Raw genomic sequence first — 17,825 nt, forward strand, 5'->3', positions numbered from 1 at the left:
ACGTATGTCCTCTCATACATTCCTATCGCTTTAGGCGCATGAGATTGCCACAAATGTACGAAAAGCATTTTGCTTTTTAATGGTTGAGACAGAAATATTTTCCATTTAAAAGGATAGACTATCATAAGCCTGCAATATTTCTTCCTGTCTCAATCCTAGATACCGCTTTGTAATTGCAACACTGGAATGATTAAACAACTCCATGAGTTTCACCAATGCCAACTCTGCATTCTCTGAATTTTGATTGTACACCTGCCTGCCAAATGTTTTTCGCAAACTGTGACAACTGAAATTCTGAACCTTTAGCTTGTATCTGGCTTTGATCTCTTTCAACAGTACATTTATCCGCTGTATAGAGAATATTGTGCCTTTCTGACTTACCAAAATTGGGGACTTGATACTGACAGGCTTTATTTGTTCGTAACATTCTGCAATATGTCTCTTAAGTTGAGGATTAATACGGATCGTTCTCGTCTTTCCTGTTTTCTTTTCCAGTACGGTAAATTCATCCATGTAAAGAATAGTCTCCCAGTGTAACGATAAAATATCAGAAATCCTCAAACCCCAGAAACAACCAACAGCAATAAGTAATGACATCTTATAATCTCCGTCTTTACTCAATCGTCTAACCAGATTCGTCATTTCATCCCATTGCATATAATCCGCAGTTGTAGAACTATATTTCAAACTCATAATATTCAGTTTTAATTGATTATCAATAAAAGTGATTGTTTTTGCGTCTTTGTTTTTCTCTTTAAATGGTAACTGATTGAAAATCAAAAGAACATTCACTTCTATAATAAGTGAACATTCTTTTTGATCTTAATCGTGTCTAAATCTTTTCATGGATTCATAAATTACCAATAGAATCAGGAACACAGGAACTAAAGGAGTAAAAACAACGGCAGCTAAGTATATACCTAATGCCATTAGAATTAAATATATCATAGACATATTTCCCTCCTTTCTAAATTATATACCCGTTTTAACCTTCGAATCTTTGATTTGTAAGTAAGTTTCACCTCACAGACTTTTAATTTTTCTTCCATTGTAGTATGATTTTTGAATTTGTATTTGCGTGATAGTGTTTTTCTTCAATTTTATATAGCCTGTATATCAAGTATCAAACCATGTAAATGAAGAAAGCCAGATAAATAGCTAACTGTATCAAAAAGGATTAGGCTAGAAATCTCTTTCTCCTAAAAGATAATTTCAATACTGATTAACCCTGGTGATACCAGAGAGATAGAAATCGTTTTTGTGTACTGCACTGTGCGAAACAATTTAGTTTTCTTTTAGTGATGGGTAGGGGGAATAAGTTATACAGCACTCTAGCGCGTATAACATATATGAGTTAAGGGTTGAGGCTAATTTTAAAGCTGTAAGTCTCTCTTACATTCATAATCCAGATTGAAGAAGATTCATTTTCTTTTGGCTTCTGTTTTTGGTAACTTTGTATATGCTTCAATGAAATATATTCTGAATTGATTCGGCTTATTCATAATTGTGTGTATAATGGATGCTTTGACCTAACAAAGCATCCATTTTGTGTTTATAGAAGGTTATATCTTTTAAGATAAATCTATATATAATAATGTATAAAGTATTACAAATCGGATATCATTTTATCAATAGCTTCTTTTACGGCTGGCAGGTTATTTTTCATTACATCAAAAACAACTTCCGCATCAATGTCAAAATAATGGTGAGCAATAATATCTCTCATCCCCATTACACCTTTCCAATCTATCTCTGAGTAGTTGGATAATAGCTGTTTATTGGTTTCTTTATCAATTCGCTTAACGCTTTCACCTATGGCTATCAGTAACATACAAATACTTTCCATTCTTTCAACACCGCTAGGGGTATTTAAAAAATCATCTGGAGAGAGTATCGTTTGTGATCTTTCCAATATTCTACCAACAGCTATTTCTATCTTTTGTAAAGACGAACGAAGCAACTCCTTATCACACATAAATACCCTCCTTCTCAATCCTGTTTCTCAAAAAGGAATCCATGTGATCACGTAATCGGACAATATCAACATTACAGCCAAATAAAGCTTGCAAATCTTCTTTTATATGCACTAAAGCGAACATATTGGGCTTTGAGGTTTCCAAATAAACATCCACATCGCTGTCTTCCGTTTGCTCGCCTCTGGCAACAGAACCGAATATTCCCATACGGATAATGCTGTATTTGGAAGCATTCTTCGTCATATAATCCCGTAATAGATTTATGTATTCAGTTGTTGATTTCATCTTTTTTTATTTGTTTGCAACAAAGATACACATTCATGTGGCAAAATCAAACGACAGAAGGTTAAACCATTTAAAGAGAATACACCAGATTAAAGTTGGCATTTCTTCTTTAAATGGTTATAAATGAAAAAATCCTCTAGTCTAGTGACCAAAGGATTTATTTTCAAAGTTGAAGTATGTTTCTGGGAAATCACGCAACATTTTTTGAACAGGGTCTATAAAATCGTTATTCTCTCAAAAATGTTGCACTGTCATATCTTCGACTCAACTAATAAAAATTTACGGCTTCCACCAGTGTTAACCTCCTGTACATAGAAAAACTCTTTTATGGATTGTCCCGTGATTACTTTTTGAGGTCTCACTCCGGTAAGTGCATAAATGCGGGTTAATTCCTCTTTGATATACTTCATCGTATATCTTTGTCCCACCTTGAAGGAGTTCTTTATTAACTGGATAAACTCTGTTCCTTCGGTTCTCTCCCTGTATTGCTTCATAATCATAGCCTCTTTTATTCGTTTTTCGGAATAATTGAGGGATTCGATCATCTCCTTTCCGATAGTTTCGTATGCATCATAAATAAATTGATCAGCAAGACGCAATTCTTTTTTATAATCACGGATCAGTTCTGTTTCATTGTCTCCTTTTAATAATTCAAGTTGACGAACAATTTCCTTGCGTTTCTCTTTTAATGAAGAATATTGAGAGTTCTTTTTCAGTCGTTCAAAATCACCGTATGGATAATAGCCAGATTGGACTTCCGTATCAAATAGCGGGTTACTTTTGTAGTTATTGAATACCCCTTCTTTGCTATTGTAACTGGATTTCAATAGAGCTTCATCAAGATAGTTGTCGATAGCAAAGAAGTTCTTCTGTCCTTCTTTATCTAGTATTTTATTGTATGGTAAAATATTCAATGCTTCACGATAGGCGTTTCTTGCTTCTTTGGAAGTAGCACAGTCGTAAAATGTCTTTAGTGTTTTATAGACTTCTTCGCTTGCTTGCATATATATATTGATTTCTTTCCTTGTCCTGATAGGTAAATTAATATTTGTATTGAAGATATGATATACTTTATCAATACCGTTTCTGAATCTTCCAATAGCTTGTATAGCATCTGTATGTGGATCAATCATTGAATATTCAGCAAAATATACATCAGAAATCATTATGACAGTTGGTTTTATATCCAGTTCAATATCCAACGCATTGTAGAAACGACTAGTGAAGAAGTTGTATTTCTTCATTCTGGATTCGTTCCATTGCTCGAATGCATATTTGAAATGCTTATTTTTCAGTTTGTCCACACTCTTCTTTGCGCAAAATACAGTCGATTCATTTTCAATATCCAATTGTTTGATAAAGGAATAGATCATATCCGTAGAGTTGATAAAGAAACAAATGCTAGTGGCATCCAGTTTCTCAAGTGTCCTTTTCAACTGCTCCAATACGTTGTTTGTATGGATCAATCTAATAGGGAACTTGCATTCGAATGTTGGCCTGATTTTAACAACTTGGAAACTCTGTCTTTCAAAACGGGGATCACTGAAGGAAATGGGAGTTGCAGATACCAAAGCCTTTTCATTGAATAAGAAGAAATCATCAAATGGAAGAGTTATATCCGATCTGTAATCTGCATCTTTCACGATCTTATGACATTCATCGAACAAAAGAAAACATGTACCGTATATATCCATGTCCATTGCTTCAAAAGCGTCTTTCACTTTGTGAAAACTTTCGGGAGTAGTCAGGATTTTTGTTTTCTTATCTGCTGATTTTTCCAGATACTTAATGACATCTTCCGTATAAACACCTTCGTAAACTCCAAACAGGTTATCCTCTTTATGTTTGGGATCATTGCATTTGCCAACGATAACAGGTACATTCGGTTCGATAATGATGGAATTACGGTCTGCCTTTAACTCTCCGTAAGTGGCTCCCAAACCTGTAAGTGTTTTGTATAAGATTACGTTAGTTGGTATTTGTGGAAGGACTTCTGTAAGATATTGAGTTTTACCTTCTTTATTTTTATTTATCTGAATATTTATTGTGTTCATTGTAGTATAAGTTTTAAAAGAGGAAGCTTTTGCACTTCCTCTTTATGGGTTAATAATTAGATTAATTCTTTTTCCTGTAAGTATTCAACCAAACTATCTGTTCTTTCAAGTCTGAAAAAGATTTTTCCTTTCATATAAGAAGAAGTAGCACTGATATAACCATTTGTTTCACGGAATGTAGGAACGAATTGGAGTACTTTACCGCTTTCAATTAATTGTTTGAATATTTGAAGTTGAAAATCATTATCATCATCTTCTTTGTAAGCTTCAACGTTTTCAGGCTTAGTTCCAAAATCTTCTGTTTCACCCTCTTTCAAATATTTCATAATCCAAGTTAGTTCTGCTTGATTTAAACGAAGCTTAAAGCCTGCCATACTTTTAGATTCCAACCAAGCATAAGGATAGTTGTCTTTATCTGTTTTGAACTTAACACTTAGATTTTCATATTTCTTCATAATCAGTTTTGCAGCTTCATGTGCACCGCTGTTGTCATAGTTTTTTACTGCTTTACTTTCAAATGTAATGTTTAGTGTTGTCATAATTCTTTTTATTTTAATATTTCCCTCTTTTCTGTTCGGGATTTCAGGAAACCAACTATCGAGATGTGCACCTCTCGTTGTTGATTACACTGCAAATATCGAATTTTGGCGAGGCCTGTGGTATAAACAATAAACGTAACTTGATGGAGTATTCTTTATGTGGTTGTGGTTTAATCCTTTAAATGGTTTTGCGTATTAGAAAATTACCAATAGTAACTTTCTGTTGGATTATTAGGTGAGCGTTTAAGTGTGAAGTTAAGCAGATAATCCCATTTTGGAGTAAAGTTTTGTTTCTTCATTATAGATATAATGGAGCGTATGTAGTTCATATCATTTTTCTTATCATCATTTTTGAAAAAGTCCAATATATCAAGGTATTCAAGAATGAACTCACACTGCTGATTTGTGATTGTACCTGCTTTGGTTGATGCGATACTGGAATGTTGCAGTATATTGAATGTGCCCATCGTCATAATGTTGAAAGCAGGATCATCAAACTTTCTACCAGACTTTTTACCATAGGTGAATTTAAGTTCATTTTGTGCTTCTTCCAGATCGTTTACTCCTAAGTATATATCCAGATAGTCCTCTAACAGAGTTGTCAACCATGCTTCCGAATTGGGTATTGTAACAGAACTGTTGGGGCTTTTGATCTGCAAATTGGTTAATTTGCTTGTTTTCAGAAATTCATACAGTTGTAACATTTCTGGACGTACGTATTTGGCATAGGCTAACGAACCATAGCTGTTTTCAATATCGTCAGAATGTACGAAACGATTATGTTTATATTTATCATAAATAGCAGCCATCCATAAAAGTACATACATTACATCATCGTTAATGTCCTGCATTAAACCGAAATTATCAGCAAGTGTTAGTATATTGTCTACTAGCTTGTCATTTGAAACGGATATGTATAATGTAGAATTGGAATCAAATATGACAGCTTGATGGTTTATAAATTCATCTTTCTCTTTGGGAGTATATCGTTCAACATCAAATGCTGTCGCTCCAATAGGTTCATGCATCAGGGAGCTTTCTATTTTATATGGTGATAAGTCTTTACCATCTGTGAAATCATCCAGTTTATATTTATGTGCTTGATGTAATGCATCTACTTCATGGCGCAACATATATCGGTTGAAACCATAGTATTTTATCATTAACGGTTCAACTCGTCTGAAATCTGGTAGAATTATAGGTAGAAGGCTCATATTACAAGGAAATTACATATACTGTTGCATATATTGTTTTATATATTCAAAATCATTAAAATCTAAATAAAACCATTCACCCCGTGTTCGTTTAGATGCAAATTTTATATGTAATTCCTTTTCAATGCTCTTTGGAACAGTCCAATAGGCCAAAAGTTCGATAGTAGGCTTTTCACTCTGTAAAGTTCTCTCTCGCCGTAAAGGATTTTTGGAATAGCCAATTTTGCATTGATCTGTTTTAAAATCATACATTAAATAGACTTTATTTTCTTTTGTATCTCCACTTTCAATGGATATGTTTGAAAAAAAACTTTTATAAAAAGATTTTTTCTGTATCATCGGAATAAATGCAATTGATGTTTTAGCTATTATTGTGACTGATTTATTGTATGGAATATCTTCGCTACTAATTGTCATTACACCTTCTTTTTCTAATGCAGAACGTAAATGAAGACAAAAGACATTGTGAATATCAATAACATTGTCATTGCCTAATTGTGAGACGACTTTAGCAAAAGCTAATATTTTCTCTGCGGAAAGTACTTCTTTATAACCAAGTTCAACATAAAAACCTTCTACTTCATCTTTGGCTAAATTATAGAAAATATAACTGAGGTAATATTTATTTGAAGAAACAAATACTCCATACGATTTATCACAAATACCTCTAATTACATTATTTATGCAAATATCTTCTTTTGCCAAACGTTTTATATCTTCATAAGACATAAATCTCAAATAGTCATCTATATATTGTTGCTGATTTGGCATATCTTTATAATTTTGTGATTGTAAAGATAAAAATAATCCCATTTACACTGTTGCAAATAGGATTATTTTTAGTTTAAAGAAGGTTCTTTATCGCATTATCCATCTGATCATTGCCAAAGCTATCCAGATAAATTTGTATTACTCTTTCTGCGCTGTCTTATTCGTTGAAAATATCAGTAAGTTGATCCATCTGTTTAGCAATAGTTTCATCCACCAGTTTTGCATAATGAGTGGTCATACGGGTATTTGTATGTCCTAACATTTTTGAAACGACTTCCAGAGAAATGTTATTTGCAAGTGTAACCGTACTGGCAAATGTATGACGACTTGTGTGATAGGTTATTCGCTTATTAATATTACAAAGTATTGCAATGTCTTTCAGATACTTATTTATATCTGCTGGATCTTGAATTGGTAATAACTTGTCACCACCTTTATATTTCTCTAAAATCATTTTTGCCATTGGTAATAATGGGATTCTGGAAAGAACGCCTGTTTTTATCCTTCGTTTTTTGATCCAAGTTCTTCCATTCTGATCTTTTTCAAAGTGTGCGGTGGTGAGTGTTTTCACATCTATGTAACTTAAACCTGTGAAGCATCCAAATAGAAACATATCTCTGGCTTTTTCCAATCGGGGCAAAGGAGTATCAAAATTAATAATTCTTCTAAGCTCTTCTTCGTCCAAAAAGTCAATTTCAACAGGCTCTCGTTCTACTTTGTATGTGGTAAATGGATTGAAAGATATGTACGAATTTGCAACTGCCAGATTGATAATCTTTTTTAGTAGCTTCAAATGTTTTGTAGATGAGTTCTGGCACATACCCTTCTCTATTCTCAAAAATGAATGAAACGACTGTATGAAGTTTAAATTGAGTTCACGTAAATACATATCTTCCCTTTTGTATTTCTGCAGCATGAACTCTTTAAGTAATCTGACTGTATATTCAGAAATCCAATGGGTTGCTTTAGAAACTCCGTTGCCAATTAACTTTTGCTGCTCTTGATTATGTTCAGCAAAGACTTCAAACAAACTTTTTTCTTTTAGCGATTCGATCTTTTCTTGATAAGCCTCATACAAAAGTTTGGCAGTAATGATAAAACCTCTATCTAACAGTTCAGCTTCTTTCTGATAAAGTTTGGCTTTTACTGCTTTCAGATAGTTGTTGAGACTTTTAGCTTCTTCATCCTTTCCTTTTACTTGTTGCTTAATCTTATCCCAATATGCAACTTTGACTTTTTTGCCTGTAGAAAAACCGCTTCTTTCTCCATTTACTGTGATTAATACTTCAATAATTGTTGTACCATCTTTTCTGACTCTGTTTTCTCTTATAAAAAAGAGAATTGAAAATGAACTTCTAATCATTTTGTTTAATTTTTAAAATTAGACATTTAGAAGCTCTTTTAAAAATATGTATATTGCTGTATATTAGATTGCTATTGTTTGATTTGCGGCCATTTTTTGTTTTTAGATAAATGGCTGTAAATTGGCTGCAAAATATCTCCTGTTATTATCTATTTCAGCAGAAATAAACCTTTATCTTTCTGCTATTAAAAAACGATTTTTAGAAGAGATTTTGAGCGTTTTTATAATCAATCTCAATATCTTTACAAAGAAGTATTGTTGTAAAAAGAAGTATTCAATTAACCAAGAAGAAGCGATAGTAGATGTGTTTCCATAAACAAAAAACTCCTGCAACCGTAACGATTACAGGAGTTTATATATCAGTAATAATCTAATTACTTCCTCATAGCTTCCTCAATAGCAACAGCTACAGCAACAGTAGCACCTACCATCGGGTTATTACCCATACCCAAGAATCCCATCATTTCTACGTGAGCAGGAACAGATGAAGAACCAGCGAACTGAGCGTCACCGTGCATACGGCCCATTGTGTCTGTCATACCGTATGAAGCTGGGCCGGCTGCCATGTTGTCCGGGTGCAGTGTACGACCTGTACCACCACCTGAAGCAACAGAGAAATACTTGTGGCCGTTTTCCATACATTCTTTCTTGTATGTACCAGCTACCGGGTGCTGGAAACGAGTCGGGTTAGTTGAGTTACCTGTGATAGATACGTCAACACCTTCAGCACGCATTACAGCAACACCTTCACGAACGTCGTCGCAACCGTAGCATTTTACTTTTGCACGAAGACCTGTTGAATACGGATATTCTTTGATTACGTTCAAATCGCCTGTCAGGTAATCGAACTGAGTCTGAACATAAGTAAAGCCGTTGATACGAGAAATGATCATAGCGGCATCTTTACCTAGACCGTTCAGGATAACGCGAAGCGGTTCTTTACGTACTTTGTTTGCCATTTCAGCGATCTTGATAGCACCTTCAGCAGCAGCAAAAGATTCGTGACCAGCTAAGAAAGCGAAACATTTTGTTTCTTCGCGAAGCAGACGTGCACCCAGGTTACCATGGCCGATACCTACTTTACGGTCGTCAGCAACAGAACCAGCGATACAGAATGCCTGCAGACCGATACCGATAGCTTCGGCAGCGTCAGCAGCACTTGTACAACCTTTCTTGATAGCGATGGCAGCACCTACAACGTAAGCCCAACATGCATTTTCGAAACAGATCGGTTGAGTTTCCTTACACATTGTATAAGGATCGATACCTTTAGCGTCGCAGATAGCTTTTGCATCTTCGATACCGTTGATACCATATTCTTTTAAAACCGCGTTGATAGTATCAATACGACGGTCATAACTTTCAAATAAAGCCATATTATTTTTACTTTTTTAAATTCTTATTTACCAGGAATAAAGATATTAGAAAGTTGAAAACAAGCACACCGCCGCAACAGGCCATATAGAATGCCATCCAGGGACGGTCCGGCTTCATGACGAAGTAGGTGATTACCGTCGCGATAACAGTCAGAATGATCAGCCCGATCAGGACGCGTGTCAGTGTTTTCTTATTCATTACGAGGATCGATATATTTTACAGCTTCTTTGAAACGACCGTAAGAACTCTTCGCTTTTTCCAGTGCTTCGTTAGCATCAATACCTTTCTTTACCATATCCATGAATTTACCCAGGTGGATGAATTCATATCCGATAACCTGATCGTCAGCATCCAATGCCATACGAGTACAGTAACCTTCTGCCATTTCCAGGTAACGAACGCCCTTAGCCAAAGTACCGAACATAGTACCAACCTGGCTACGCAGACCTTTACCTAAGTCTTCCAGACCGGCTCCGACAGGCAGACCGCCTTCAGAGAAAGCAGACTGTGTACGTCCGTAAACGATCTGCAGGAATAATTCGCGCATAGCTGTGTTGATAGCGTCGCAAACAAGGTCAGTGTTCAATGCTTCCAGAAGAGTTTTGCCCGGAAGGATTTCTGATGCCATCGCAGCAGAGTGAGTCATACCAGAACAACCGATAGTTTCTACCAATGCTTCCTGAATGATTCCTTCCTTTACGTTCAGTGTCAGTTTACATGCACCTTGCTGAGGAGCACACCAACCCACACCATGAGTCAAACCTGAGATGTCAGTGATCTGAGTAGATCTAACCCATTTTCCTTCTTCAGGAATCGGAGCACAAGGATGGTTGGCTCCCTTCTTTACAACACACATGTGTTGAACTTCATGTGAATAAATCATAATCGCTAATTTATTATATTAAAGTGATAATAAAACTTTTTGCTAATTTCTATGTAATATCGCTTTCTTTAAAAACCGCACAAAGATAAAATTTTTAATCCAGCCATGCAAGACGCTAAGTTCGTTATTTATCGGTTGGCTGAATATTCAGTTCGGAGCCATTTAACAAAATACGGTAGGTGATGGGACCTATCTTTTTCATCATAAGTGCCACACCGCAGTATTTTTCCTGCGACAGGCGGATTGCTTTTTCTATCCGGACACTGTCATCGGTATTTCCTGTGACATGATAAGTGACATCGAATGCCGTGTAGAGCATCGGGATGGTATCGGAAGTCTCTGCTTTGACATCGATCGACAGCTTTTCGAAACGGACTCTCATTTTCTTGAAAAGAGAAATCACATCTACACCGCTGCAACCGGCCATAGCAACCAGCATCAAGGCTTTCGGGCGGACACCGGAACCGGTGCCGCCGTCTTCTTTGCTGGTATCGATTGTCACCGTATGACCATCCATCTGGGTTTCAAAGGTCGAATCCTTTTTCCAGTCGAGAGTGATTTGGGCAGACATATCGTTCTCTTTTATTTTTTTAGTGCTTCCTGTAATTTAGCATCTATCTCTTCACCATGGATATTCTTGGCGATGATCGTGCCGTCTTTATCGACCAGTACGGTATGAGGAATGCTGTTGACGCCATATAAAGCAGCACCGGCATTCTGCCATCCTTTCAGGTCGGAAAGCTGTGTCCAGGTAATGTTCAGGTCTTTTACACCTTTTGCCCAGGCTTCGGGTTTACTGTCCAATGAGATACCGACAATTTCGAATCCTTTATTCTTATATTGTTTATATAATTCGACCAGATGCGGCATTTCTTTGCGGCAAGGAGGACACCAGGAAGCCCAGAAGTCGATCAGGACAACTTTACCGTTACCGACGAACTCAGACAATTGATGTACTTCGCCTTTCGGGTCAGCCATTTCAAAATCAGTGAATTTTTTGCCGACAGCTACGTTTTTCAGAACATCCAGGTGGCTGATCATTTTGTCGATGTTCGGCTGTGCTTTAAAGGTTGAGTCGGCTTTCGACAGTATTTCGTTCTGCTGCTCTTCACTCAGGTTGTAACGGTTTTCGTATAAATATTTGGCAGACATTTTCTGGTCCATATGAGCCAGAATGTAATTGCATACGGCTTTGGTTATTTTGTCGCTGATTTCATCATATTTTTTTTCAGCCGCAGCCGCAATTGCCTTGTCTTCGGAACGGATTTCATCTCCGAGTTTTCCCATTTCGTCAAAAAAAGGTTTGAGGCTATCTTTCATTGCTTTTTCTGCATCGTTGGCCGGGGTGCCGGTTACGATTGACAAGGTATCCAAGTTGATAGTGAGTTTACCGTTTTCAAGTGTAAACGTTGTCTTGAACGGAGTTGCCATACCGCGTTCGGCCTGGACAACGTCGGGCGAAAACTGAATGATCGTAATCTGCGATTCATTCTGGGTACCTTTGAACTTGAATGCATTGTTTTCTACCAGCGCACTGTCGAAAGGTAAAACGTCCGGTTTTCCGTATTCATAAAGATATACGTAGTTTCCGTTCAGATCGGCGTTTGAAACTGTACCGGTTATTTCGTAACCCGGTTTTTCGCTGCAAGCTGCAAGAAGCAGGGCGGAGGCAGCCAATGGAAGATACTTTTTCATATATTATATGTGTTAAAACGATGTCATCACCTTGTGATTCGCGAAGTTATCGCTTTATTAATTATAGTTTATTTCTTTAGGCTTAAAAAGTTCTAATATTACCGAAAAGATGGATTATATTTGTTGCCTGATCGATATACCGGGGTTTACCGGCAGTTATCGGGAGATTATTCTACAAATATTAATACTATGACTCGGACCAATAATAACAAACGGACAATGCTACGGCTTTTATTTATGAAATTGATGATACTCTGCTTGTTTTTGCTTTGTGCTTTACCAGGCGGGGAGGCGTCGGTTTCGCTGCATAAAGCAAATATCGACCTGTCGAATAATGCAATTATCGATATATATCAGGATGATGACGGTTATATGTGGATCGGAACTTACGATGGCCTGAACCTGTTCAACGGGAGAAATACGTATGTCTATCGTTTTGAACCGGATAATAAGAATACCCTTTGCAGTAACATTATCAATAAAATCTCAGACGGCGGTCCCGGGTATCTCTGGGTATCCACTTCGATGGGACTGAACCGGTTTTCGCTGAAAGACCGTAAAGTGACCGAATCATATCCAGAATATCCCGAATGCCTTCTTATAGCAACGGATTCTTTAGAAAATACCCTGGTTGTCAGCCGGAAGAATTTTATATCCTGTCATACTTCCCGTACGGCATCCTTTCAGGACATTTATACGCGGGACATAACACCGGAAACAGCAAGGCTATTATTTGCAGGCGAGCAAGGCCGTTTTTTTCTTCTCTCGTCAGACGGGGTTTTGAAGCAACTCATTCCGGATTATTCGAAACTGCCTGTAACCATACAGACAAAGGAAAACAAGATACATGATAAACCGATAGAACAGGCTTTTTATGAAGAGGGCGTTCTTTATTATGTCGATGCCGATAATAAACTGTACCGGTACCGGACGGAGGAGAACCAAGAAACATACTTGTCTGATCTTTCCGGATGGATGGAAAAATATGGTAAGGTAGCCCGTGTAGTCTCTTTTCAGTCGAAACTGTATCTGGTGTTCAGGAACGGCCTGTTGCTTGATCCTGATAAACCGGAAGAAGCTGTCGATCTGAATATCGGTGTCTTTAGTATGTTCAAAGACAAAAAGCAGCAAATACTCTGGATTGGAACGGATGGGCAGGGACTCAGAATGTTGTACGACAAATATGAGCGTTTTGACGGATTGGCTTTGGAAGATTTGCCTTTTGTAATGCTCAATCCGGTCCGTTCCGTTTATACGGATGAAGATAAGACACTATGGTTTGGAACGAAAGGGGATGGCTTTGTTCGTATAAAAGACTATGATTCCTATGCAAAAGGGGAGATTCCGCTAAACCGGATCACCCGTTATACAACGGCGGACGGCTTGTCCAACAACCGGGTCTATTGTTTTTACAAAAGCCTGTATCATCCTTTGGTGTGGATTGGTACAGACGGCCCCGGTCTTTCCTATTATTCTTATGAGGATGAGAAAGTCCATACGCTTTCCAGCAAGATAGATACCCGTATAAGATATGTTCATTCTATCTGTGAGATAAATGATTCGACACTTTGGATGGCAACGACAGGCGACGGGTTGATCGAGGTTGTTCTGGAACGGGATAAATCTGGTCTGACGGTTAAGTATCTTCAGTCTTACCTGTTGGAAAAGGACGGAAAGATATGTAACGAATTTTATTCCATGTATTATGACGGAAAATCCACCCTGTATCTGGGAAGCCGCGGAGGATATGGGATGGCTCGTTTTGACCTGCTCACGAGACAGTATGATTTTATGTCGATGAACAATTCGGCTAATCAGGCGATCGGTGATGTCCTTAGTCTGTGTTATAGCAGCGATTCGACCTTTTACCTGGGTGCCAGTTCCGGCATGACGCGGATGAAATGTGATCGATCGGGGACATGTGAGTTTTGGCAGTACGACAGGAGTGACGGCATCAGCAACGATATGATTCATGGCATATTGGAGGATAAAGATAAATGTATCTGGTTGAGCTCCAACAAGGGACTAACCAAATATAACCCGCATAATAACTTTTTCCATAACTATGGAAGCCAGGAACTGATGGTTACGGAATTTTCCGACGACGCTTACTGGAAATGCCCTTATACCGGACGTCTGTTTTTCGGGGGCGTCGATGGGCTGGTCTGGATCGACCCGCAAAACGACCGGCAGGAAAGCTATAGTCCCGACCTGCATTTCTTTGAGTTGAAGATGGGGGACGAAACCATCAGTCTTTACGATTATGCGGATGCGAATCCCGGCCCTGTTACAATTCCTCCGGACGTTTCGACTTTTACTATTTCATTTGTTGCCACTGACTATATTCATGGCGACAATTATGAATATTCTTATCTGTTGCAGGATTATAATACGGCCTGGACGGAATTACAAAAGAACAATGAAATATCGTTTACCAAGCTGCCTTACGGGAACTATACCCTGAAAGTCCGTTATAAAAACGATGTTTACGATTCCAATGCGCGGGAATATCTTTTACCGTTGAAAATACTTCCTCCCTGGTATCTCAGTGCCTGGGCGATAGCAGTCTATATTCTTCTGGCCATCCTTCTTGCAGGAGTACTGGTTTATTGGATCAACCGGCGCATCGCAGAAAAACAACAACAGGTGGCCCGTAAAATCCATGAAGAACAGAAAGAAAAGCTGTACGAAGCCAAACTGAACTTCTTTGCCAATATCACCCACGAACTTTGTACCCCGCTGACTTTAATCAACGGAGTAGGGGACTATATTCAAACCTATGCCGAAAATACTTCCGACAACAAACTGAAAAGGTATATCCGCATATTGAGGGATAACGTAGCGAGCCTGAATGAACTGATTCAGGAAATCCTGGATTTCCGTAAGATAGAAGAGGCCGGGCTGAATTATTTCAGTATCAGGCGCATCTCTGTCCCGGATATTATCCGCAGGCAATACGAGTCTTTTACTCCTATTGCCGAGCAGAATGGGATAAAATTCGTGTTGTCTCTTCCGGACCAGCTTTACTGGAATACAGACCCTACCGGGTTAAAGAAGATATTGGTCAATCTGATTTCCAACGCTTTTAAATACTCGGATGAAGCCGGAGAAATACGTATTTCGGCTACTACGGAAAATAAGTCCTTGATAATCCGTGTCTATAATTCGGGCAAAGGAATATCTGAAACAGACCTGAAGACTCTTTTTGACCGTTACCGTATATTGGGCGACCTGGAGGGTAACAATTATACGCAAACAACATCGAGGAACGGACTGGGATTGTTTATCTGCCATAGTATCGTACAATCCCTGCATGGCACGATAGAGGTGAAAAGTGAAGAAGGTCGGTTTGCCGAATTTATTGTCCGCTTGCCCCACCTTGAAGCCGAGGAGGAGGAAGCCGAACCGGAAAATGAGGAACCGGAAACGGTACCTGTCCTTTCGTCTCCCATCGATGAAACCGGATTGCCGGGAATTGTCTCTCCGGAGAATAAACCCTGTGTCCTGGTGGTGGACGATAATAAGGATATTGTCTGGTTGATTAAGGAGTCTTTATCTGAGGCTTATACGATAGTGGAGGCTTACAGTGTGGAAGAGGCGATCCGTTTGATGGAAAAACAAACGCCGGCCCTTATTATTACGGATATTATGATGCCGGAGATCGACGGGATGGAATTGATCAGCCGTGTGAAATCGGATAAGTTTACCCGCCATATTCCGTTGATAGTCGTTTCTGCCAGAATATCGGAACACGACCAGGCGGAAGGACTCGATCTGGGAGCAGATGCCTACCTGACTAAACCGTTTTCTGCGGTGGTGCTCCGCTCCGTAGTCAACCGGCTGATGACAAGTAAAAAAGAACTGAAAGATTATTACTATTCACCGGAGAGCGCCTACGAACAATCCGGCGGACAGCTGATTCATCAGGAAGATAAAGAATTTATGGATGCCGTAACTGCCATTATCCGGGAAAATCTCGATAAGGAAACCCTGCGTCTGGAGCTGATAGCCGAAAAGATGGGCATGAATACCCGGTCGCTTTACCGCCGTTTCAAGAAGATATCTCCGCTCACTCCTTCCGATTTTATCAAGGATTACCGGCTTAACTATGCTGCGCAGTTATTGGTGACGACTAATCTGAGCGTACAGGAAATTATCTATAAAGTCGGCATTTCGAACAGGTCCTATTTCTACCGGGAATTTGCTGCCAAGTACAACCAAACGCCTAAAGAGTACCGGAATAAGGGATAAATCGCTGATTTCCTGTTTGTGTCCGAATTTGCCAAAAGAGTGTCATAATGTGCCAGGTGCATATTGTGACACTCTTTTGGTCTTTCAGTAGTAATGCGGGAAAAGAACAATCCGGTAATATTGCATTCAGATTTGTGAAACCCGATAATGCTTTTTAATATGAATACAGAATGATTTGAACAATGAATAGAAACACTTTGCTTGATTGGCATTTGAGGCGGAAGTGTATCAGGGAGTTGTTTTATACTTTGGATAGTGAATACTTTATTGTTTTAATTTTATGAAGTTGTGTTGCATTAATATATTTGTAATTGTAGTTGGTAGTTTTTTGCTTTCAGCATGTCGGGAAAATGTTTCGGTGAATGTACCTGAGTTGTCGGATGGGGACCCGACAACATACTATACAGGAACCCGGAAACTGAATCGGATTGTTTTTGATCCTCAATACAGTATTCCTATCCAAAGTTATAAAATCTATTCATCAGGCGAATCACCTGTACATGACCCGGCGAGCTGGGTGCTGAAAGGCTCCTACGACGGAAAGAACTGGGTGGTGGTAGACGAACGGAAAGACCAGCGCTTCTGTTCACGTTACCAGGAAATCCTTTGTCCGATAACCAATCCTTCCAATTATAAACAATATATGCTGGAAGCCGAAACGGCAGGTAGTGATACGCTGGTGATCGGCGATGTCCTGTTTTCCGAAAAGAACCTGGTTACAGACTGGGAAGATTTCAAATATCCCGCAGTAGACTTTGAAGTATTGGCTCCGGAAACAAAAGGTGCAGCTATCTATGCAGACCTTGTACAAGACCCGGATGCTTACCTGAAATATCATGCCTGCAAGGTGGCGGAAATCCTTTTCTATACGGCGAAAGATACCATGAATGATGTTCAGACCATTCATTATACGTTGAAGGATTATGATGGCGTTTCTGCCAAATCCGGGAATCCTCCGGCTATTTATATCGAATACAGTACCCGCCATATCGAGAAGTCGGCGAACGAATCGCTTTACAAGCTCGACTTTGAAACACGTGGTGTCTTATATCATGAGCTGGTCCATGCGTATCAGTTCGAACCGAAAGGGATTGGTTCATACTCGACGAATAAAGAATTTTGGGCCTGTATAGAAGGGATGGCGGATGCCGTGCGGGCAGAGTCCGGTTTTTTCGATATGAGTACCCGTAAGCCGGGTGGTAACTGGATGGATGGTTACCGTACGACCGGCTTCTTTATCCAGTGGCTGAAAACAAAAGACCCGGATGCCATACGTAAATTCCATCTGACCGTCCGCGACCTGGATGTGTGGAGTTTCGACAAGGCGATCAAGTGTATTTTCGGCGAAGAATCCGGTATTGAAAGCATGTGGAATGAATACCAGGCGTTTCTGACAAAAGAATAAATAAATACTACA

15 protein-coding genes are annotated in these 17,825 nt (G+C 38.8%); 2 read left to right on the plus strand and 13 right to left on the minus strand.

The window, feature by feature from the left end; translation table 11 throughout:
* Positions 1 to 105: 105 nt before the first annotated feature.
* From NBH14_RS22420 to NBH14_RS22480, 13 genes are all read right to left on the minus strand, one after another.
* On the minus strand, positions 106 to 693 hold the full coding sequence (locus NBH14_RS22420) for a tyrosine-type recombinase/integrase (RefSeq protein ID WP_186961217.1): 588 nt from the start codon (positions 691 to 693) through the stop codon (positions 106 to 108).
* 913 nt (positions 694 to 1,606) lie between these two features.
* A complete protein-coding gene (locus tag NBH14_RS22425) occupies positions 1,607 to 1,975 on the minus strand; it encodes a HepT-like ribonuclease domain-containing protein (RefSeq protein WP_186961218.1) in 369 nt (122 codons plus the stop codon).
* The gene (locus NBH14_RS22430; protein ID WP_010802526.1) at positions 1,968 to 2,261 is read right to left on the minus strand and encodes a nucleotidyltransferase family protein; all 294 of its coding nucleotides are present in this window, start codon (positions 2,259 to 2,261) and stop codon (positions 1,968 to 1,970) included. The genes NBH14_RS22425 and NBH14_RS22430 overlap by 8 nt, the downstream gene beginning before the upstream one ends.
* A 251-nt stretch (positions 2,262 to 2,512) precedes the next feature.
* Positions 2,513 to 4,315 (minus strand): DEAD/DEAH box helicase family protein, encoded by a 1,803-nt coding sequence (locus tag NBH14_RS22435; protein ID WP_186961219.1) that lies wholly within the window; start codon positions 4,313 to 4,315, stop codon positions 2,513 to 2,515.
* Between the two features lie 56 nt (positions 4,316 to 4,371).
* Complete coding sequence (locus NBH14_RS22440) at positions 4,372 to 4,854, minus strand: hypothetical protein (protein ID WP_007658691.1); 483 nt, start codon at positions 4,852 to 4,854, stop codon at positions 4,372 to 4,374.
* A 203-nt stretch (positions 4,855 to 5,057) separates the two neighbouring features.
* Positions 5,058 to 5,987 carry a hypothetical protein gene (locus NBH14_RS22445; RefSeq protein ID WP_186961220.1) on the minus strand — a complete coding sequence of 310 codons (930 nt, stop codon included), beginning with the start codon at positions 5,985 to 5,987 and terminating at the stop codon, positions 5,058 to 5,060.
* A 93-nt stretch (positions 5,988 to 6,080) separates the two neighbouring features.
* On the minus strand, positions 6,081 to 6,881 hold the full coding sequence (locus tag NBH14_RS22450) for a GIY-YIG nuclease family protein (RefSeq protein ID WP_250817766.1): 801 nt from the start codon (positions 6,879 to 6,881) through the stop codon (positions 6,081 to 6,083).
* Positions 6,882 to 6,996: 115 nt separating this feature from the next.
* Positions 6,997 to 8,202 carry a site-specific integrase gene (locus NBH14_RS22455; RefSeq protein ID WP_186961222.1) on the minus strand — a complete coding sequence of 402 codons (1,206 nt, stop codon included), beginning with the start codon at positions 8,200 to 8,202 and terminating at the stop codon, positions 6,997 to 6,999.
* A gap of 374 nt (positions 8,203 to 8,576) precedes the next feature.
* Positions 8,577 to 9,578: a GGGtGRT protein gene (locus NBH14_RS22460; protein WP_186961223.1), complete on the minus strand. Its 1,002-nt coding sequence runs from the start codon at positions 9,576 to 9,578 to the stop codon at positions 8,577 to 8,579.
* Between the two features lie 7 nt (positions 9,579 to 9,585).
* Positions 9,586 to 9,777, minus strand: a complete 192-nt coding sequence (locus tag NBH14_RS22465; protein WP_028727525.1) for a hypothetical protein — start codon at positions 9,775 to 9,777, stop codon at positions 9,586 to 9,588.
* Positions 9,770 to 10,462 (minus strand): iron-sulfur cluster assembly scaffold protein, encoded by a 693-nt coding sequence (locus tag NBH14_RS22470; RefSeq protein ID WP_186961224.1) that lies wholly within the window; start codon positions 10,460 to 10,462, stop codon positions 9,770 to 9,772. The genes NBH14_RS22465 and NBH14_RS22470 overlap by 8 nt, the downstream gene beginning before the upstream one ends.
* Before the next feature lie 124 nt (positions 10,463 to 10,586).
* Positions 10,587 to 11,033, minus strand: a complete 447-nt coding sequence (locus NBH14_RS22475) for an OsmC family protein (RefSeq protein WP_186961225.1) — start codon at positions 11,031 to 11,033, stop codon at positions 10,587 to 10,589.
* A gap of 11 nt (positions 11,034 to 11,044) precedes the next feature.
* On the minus strand, positions 11,045 to 12,157 hold the full coding sequence (locus tag NBH14_RS22480; RefSeq protein ID WP_186961226.1) for a redoxin domain-containing protein: 1,113 nt from the start codon (positions 12,155 to 12,157) through the stop codon (positions 11,045 to 11,047).
* A gap of 219 nt (positions 12,158 to 12,376) precedes the next feature.
* On the opposite strand from NBH14_RS22480, the gene NBH14_RS22485 reads away from it, so the two are divergent.
* Both NBH14_RS22485 and NBH14_RS22490 read left to right on the plus strand, forming a co-directional pair.
* Positions 12,377 to 16,408 carry a hybrid sensor histidine kinase/response regulator transcription factor gene (locus NBH14_RS22485; RefSeq protein ID WP_186961227.1) on the plus strand — a complete coding sequence of 1,344 codons (4,032 nt, stop codon included), beginning with the start codon at positions 12,377 to 12,379 and terminating at the stop codon, positions 16,406 to 16,408.
* Between the two features lie 280 nt (positions 16,409 to 16,688).
* Entirely contained in the window at positions 16,689 to 17,813 is a 1,125-nt protein-coding gene (locus tag NBH14_RS22490) for a basic secretory protein-like protein (protein WP_186961228.1), read from the plus strand.
* Positions 17,814 to 17,825: the final 12 nt, after the last annotated feature.

The sequence above is a fragment of the Parabacteroides caecihominis genome, assembly GCF_023656785.1.
Classification (GTDB): domain Bacteria; phylum Bacteroidota; class Bacteroidia; order Bacteroidales; family Tannerellaceae; genus Parabacteroides; species Parabacteroides segnis.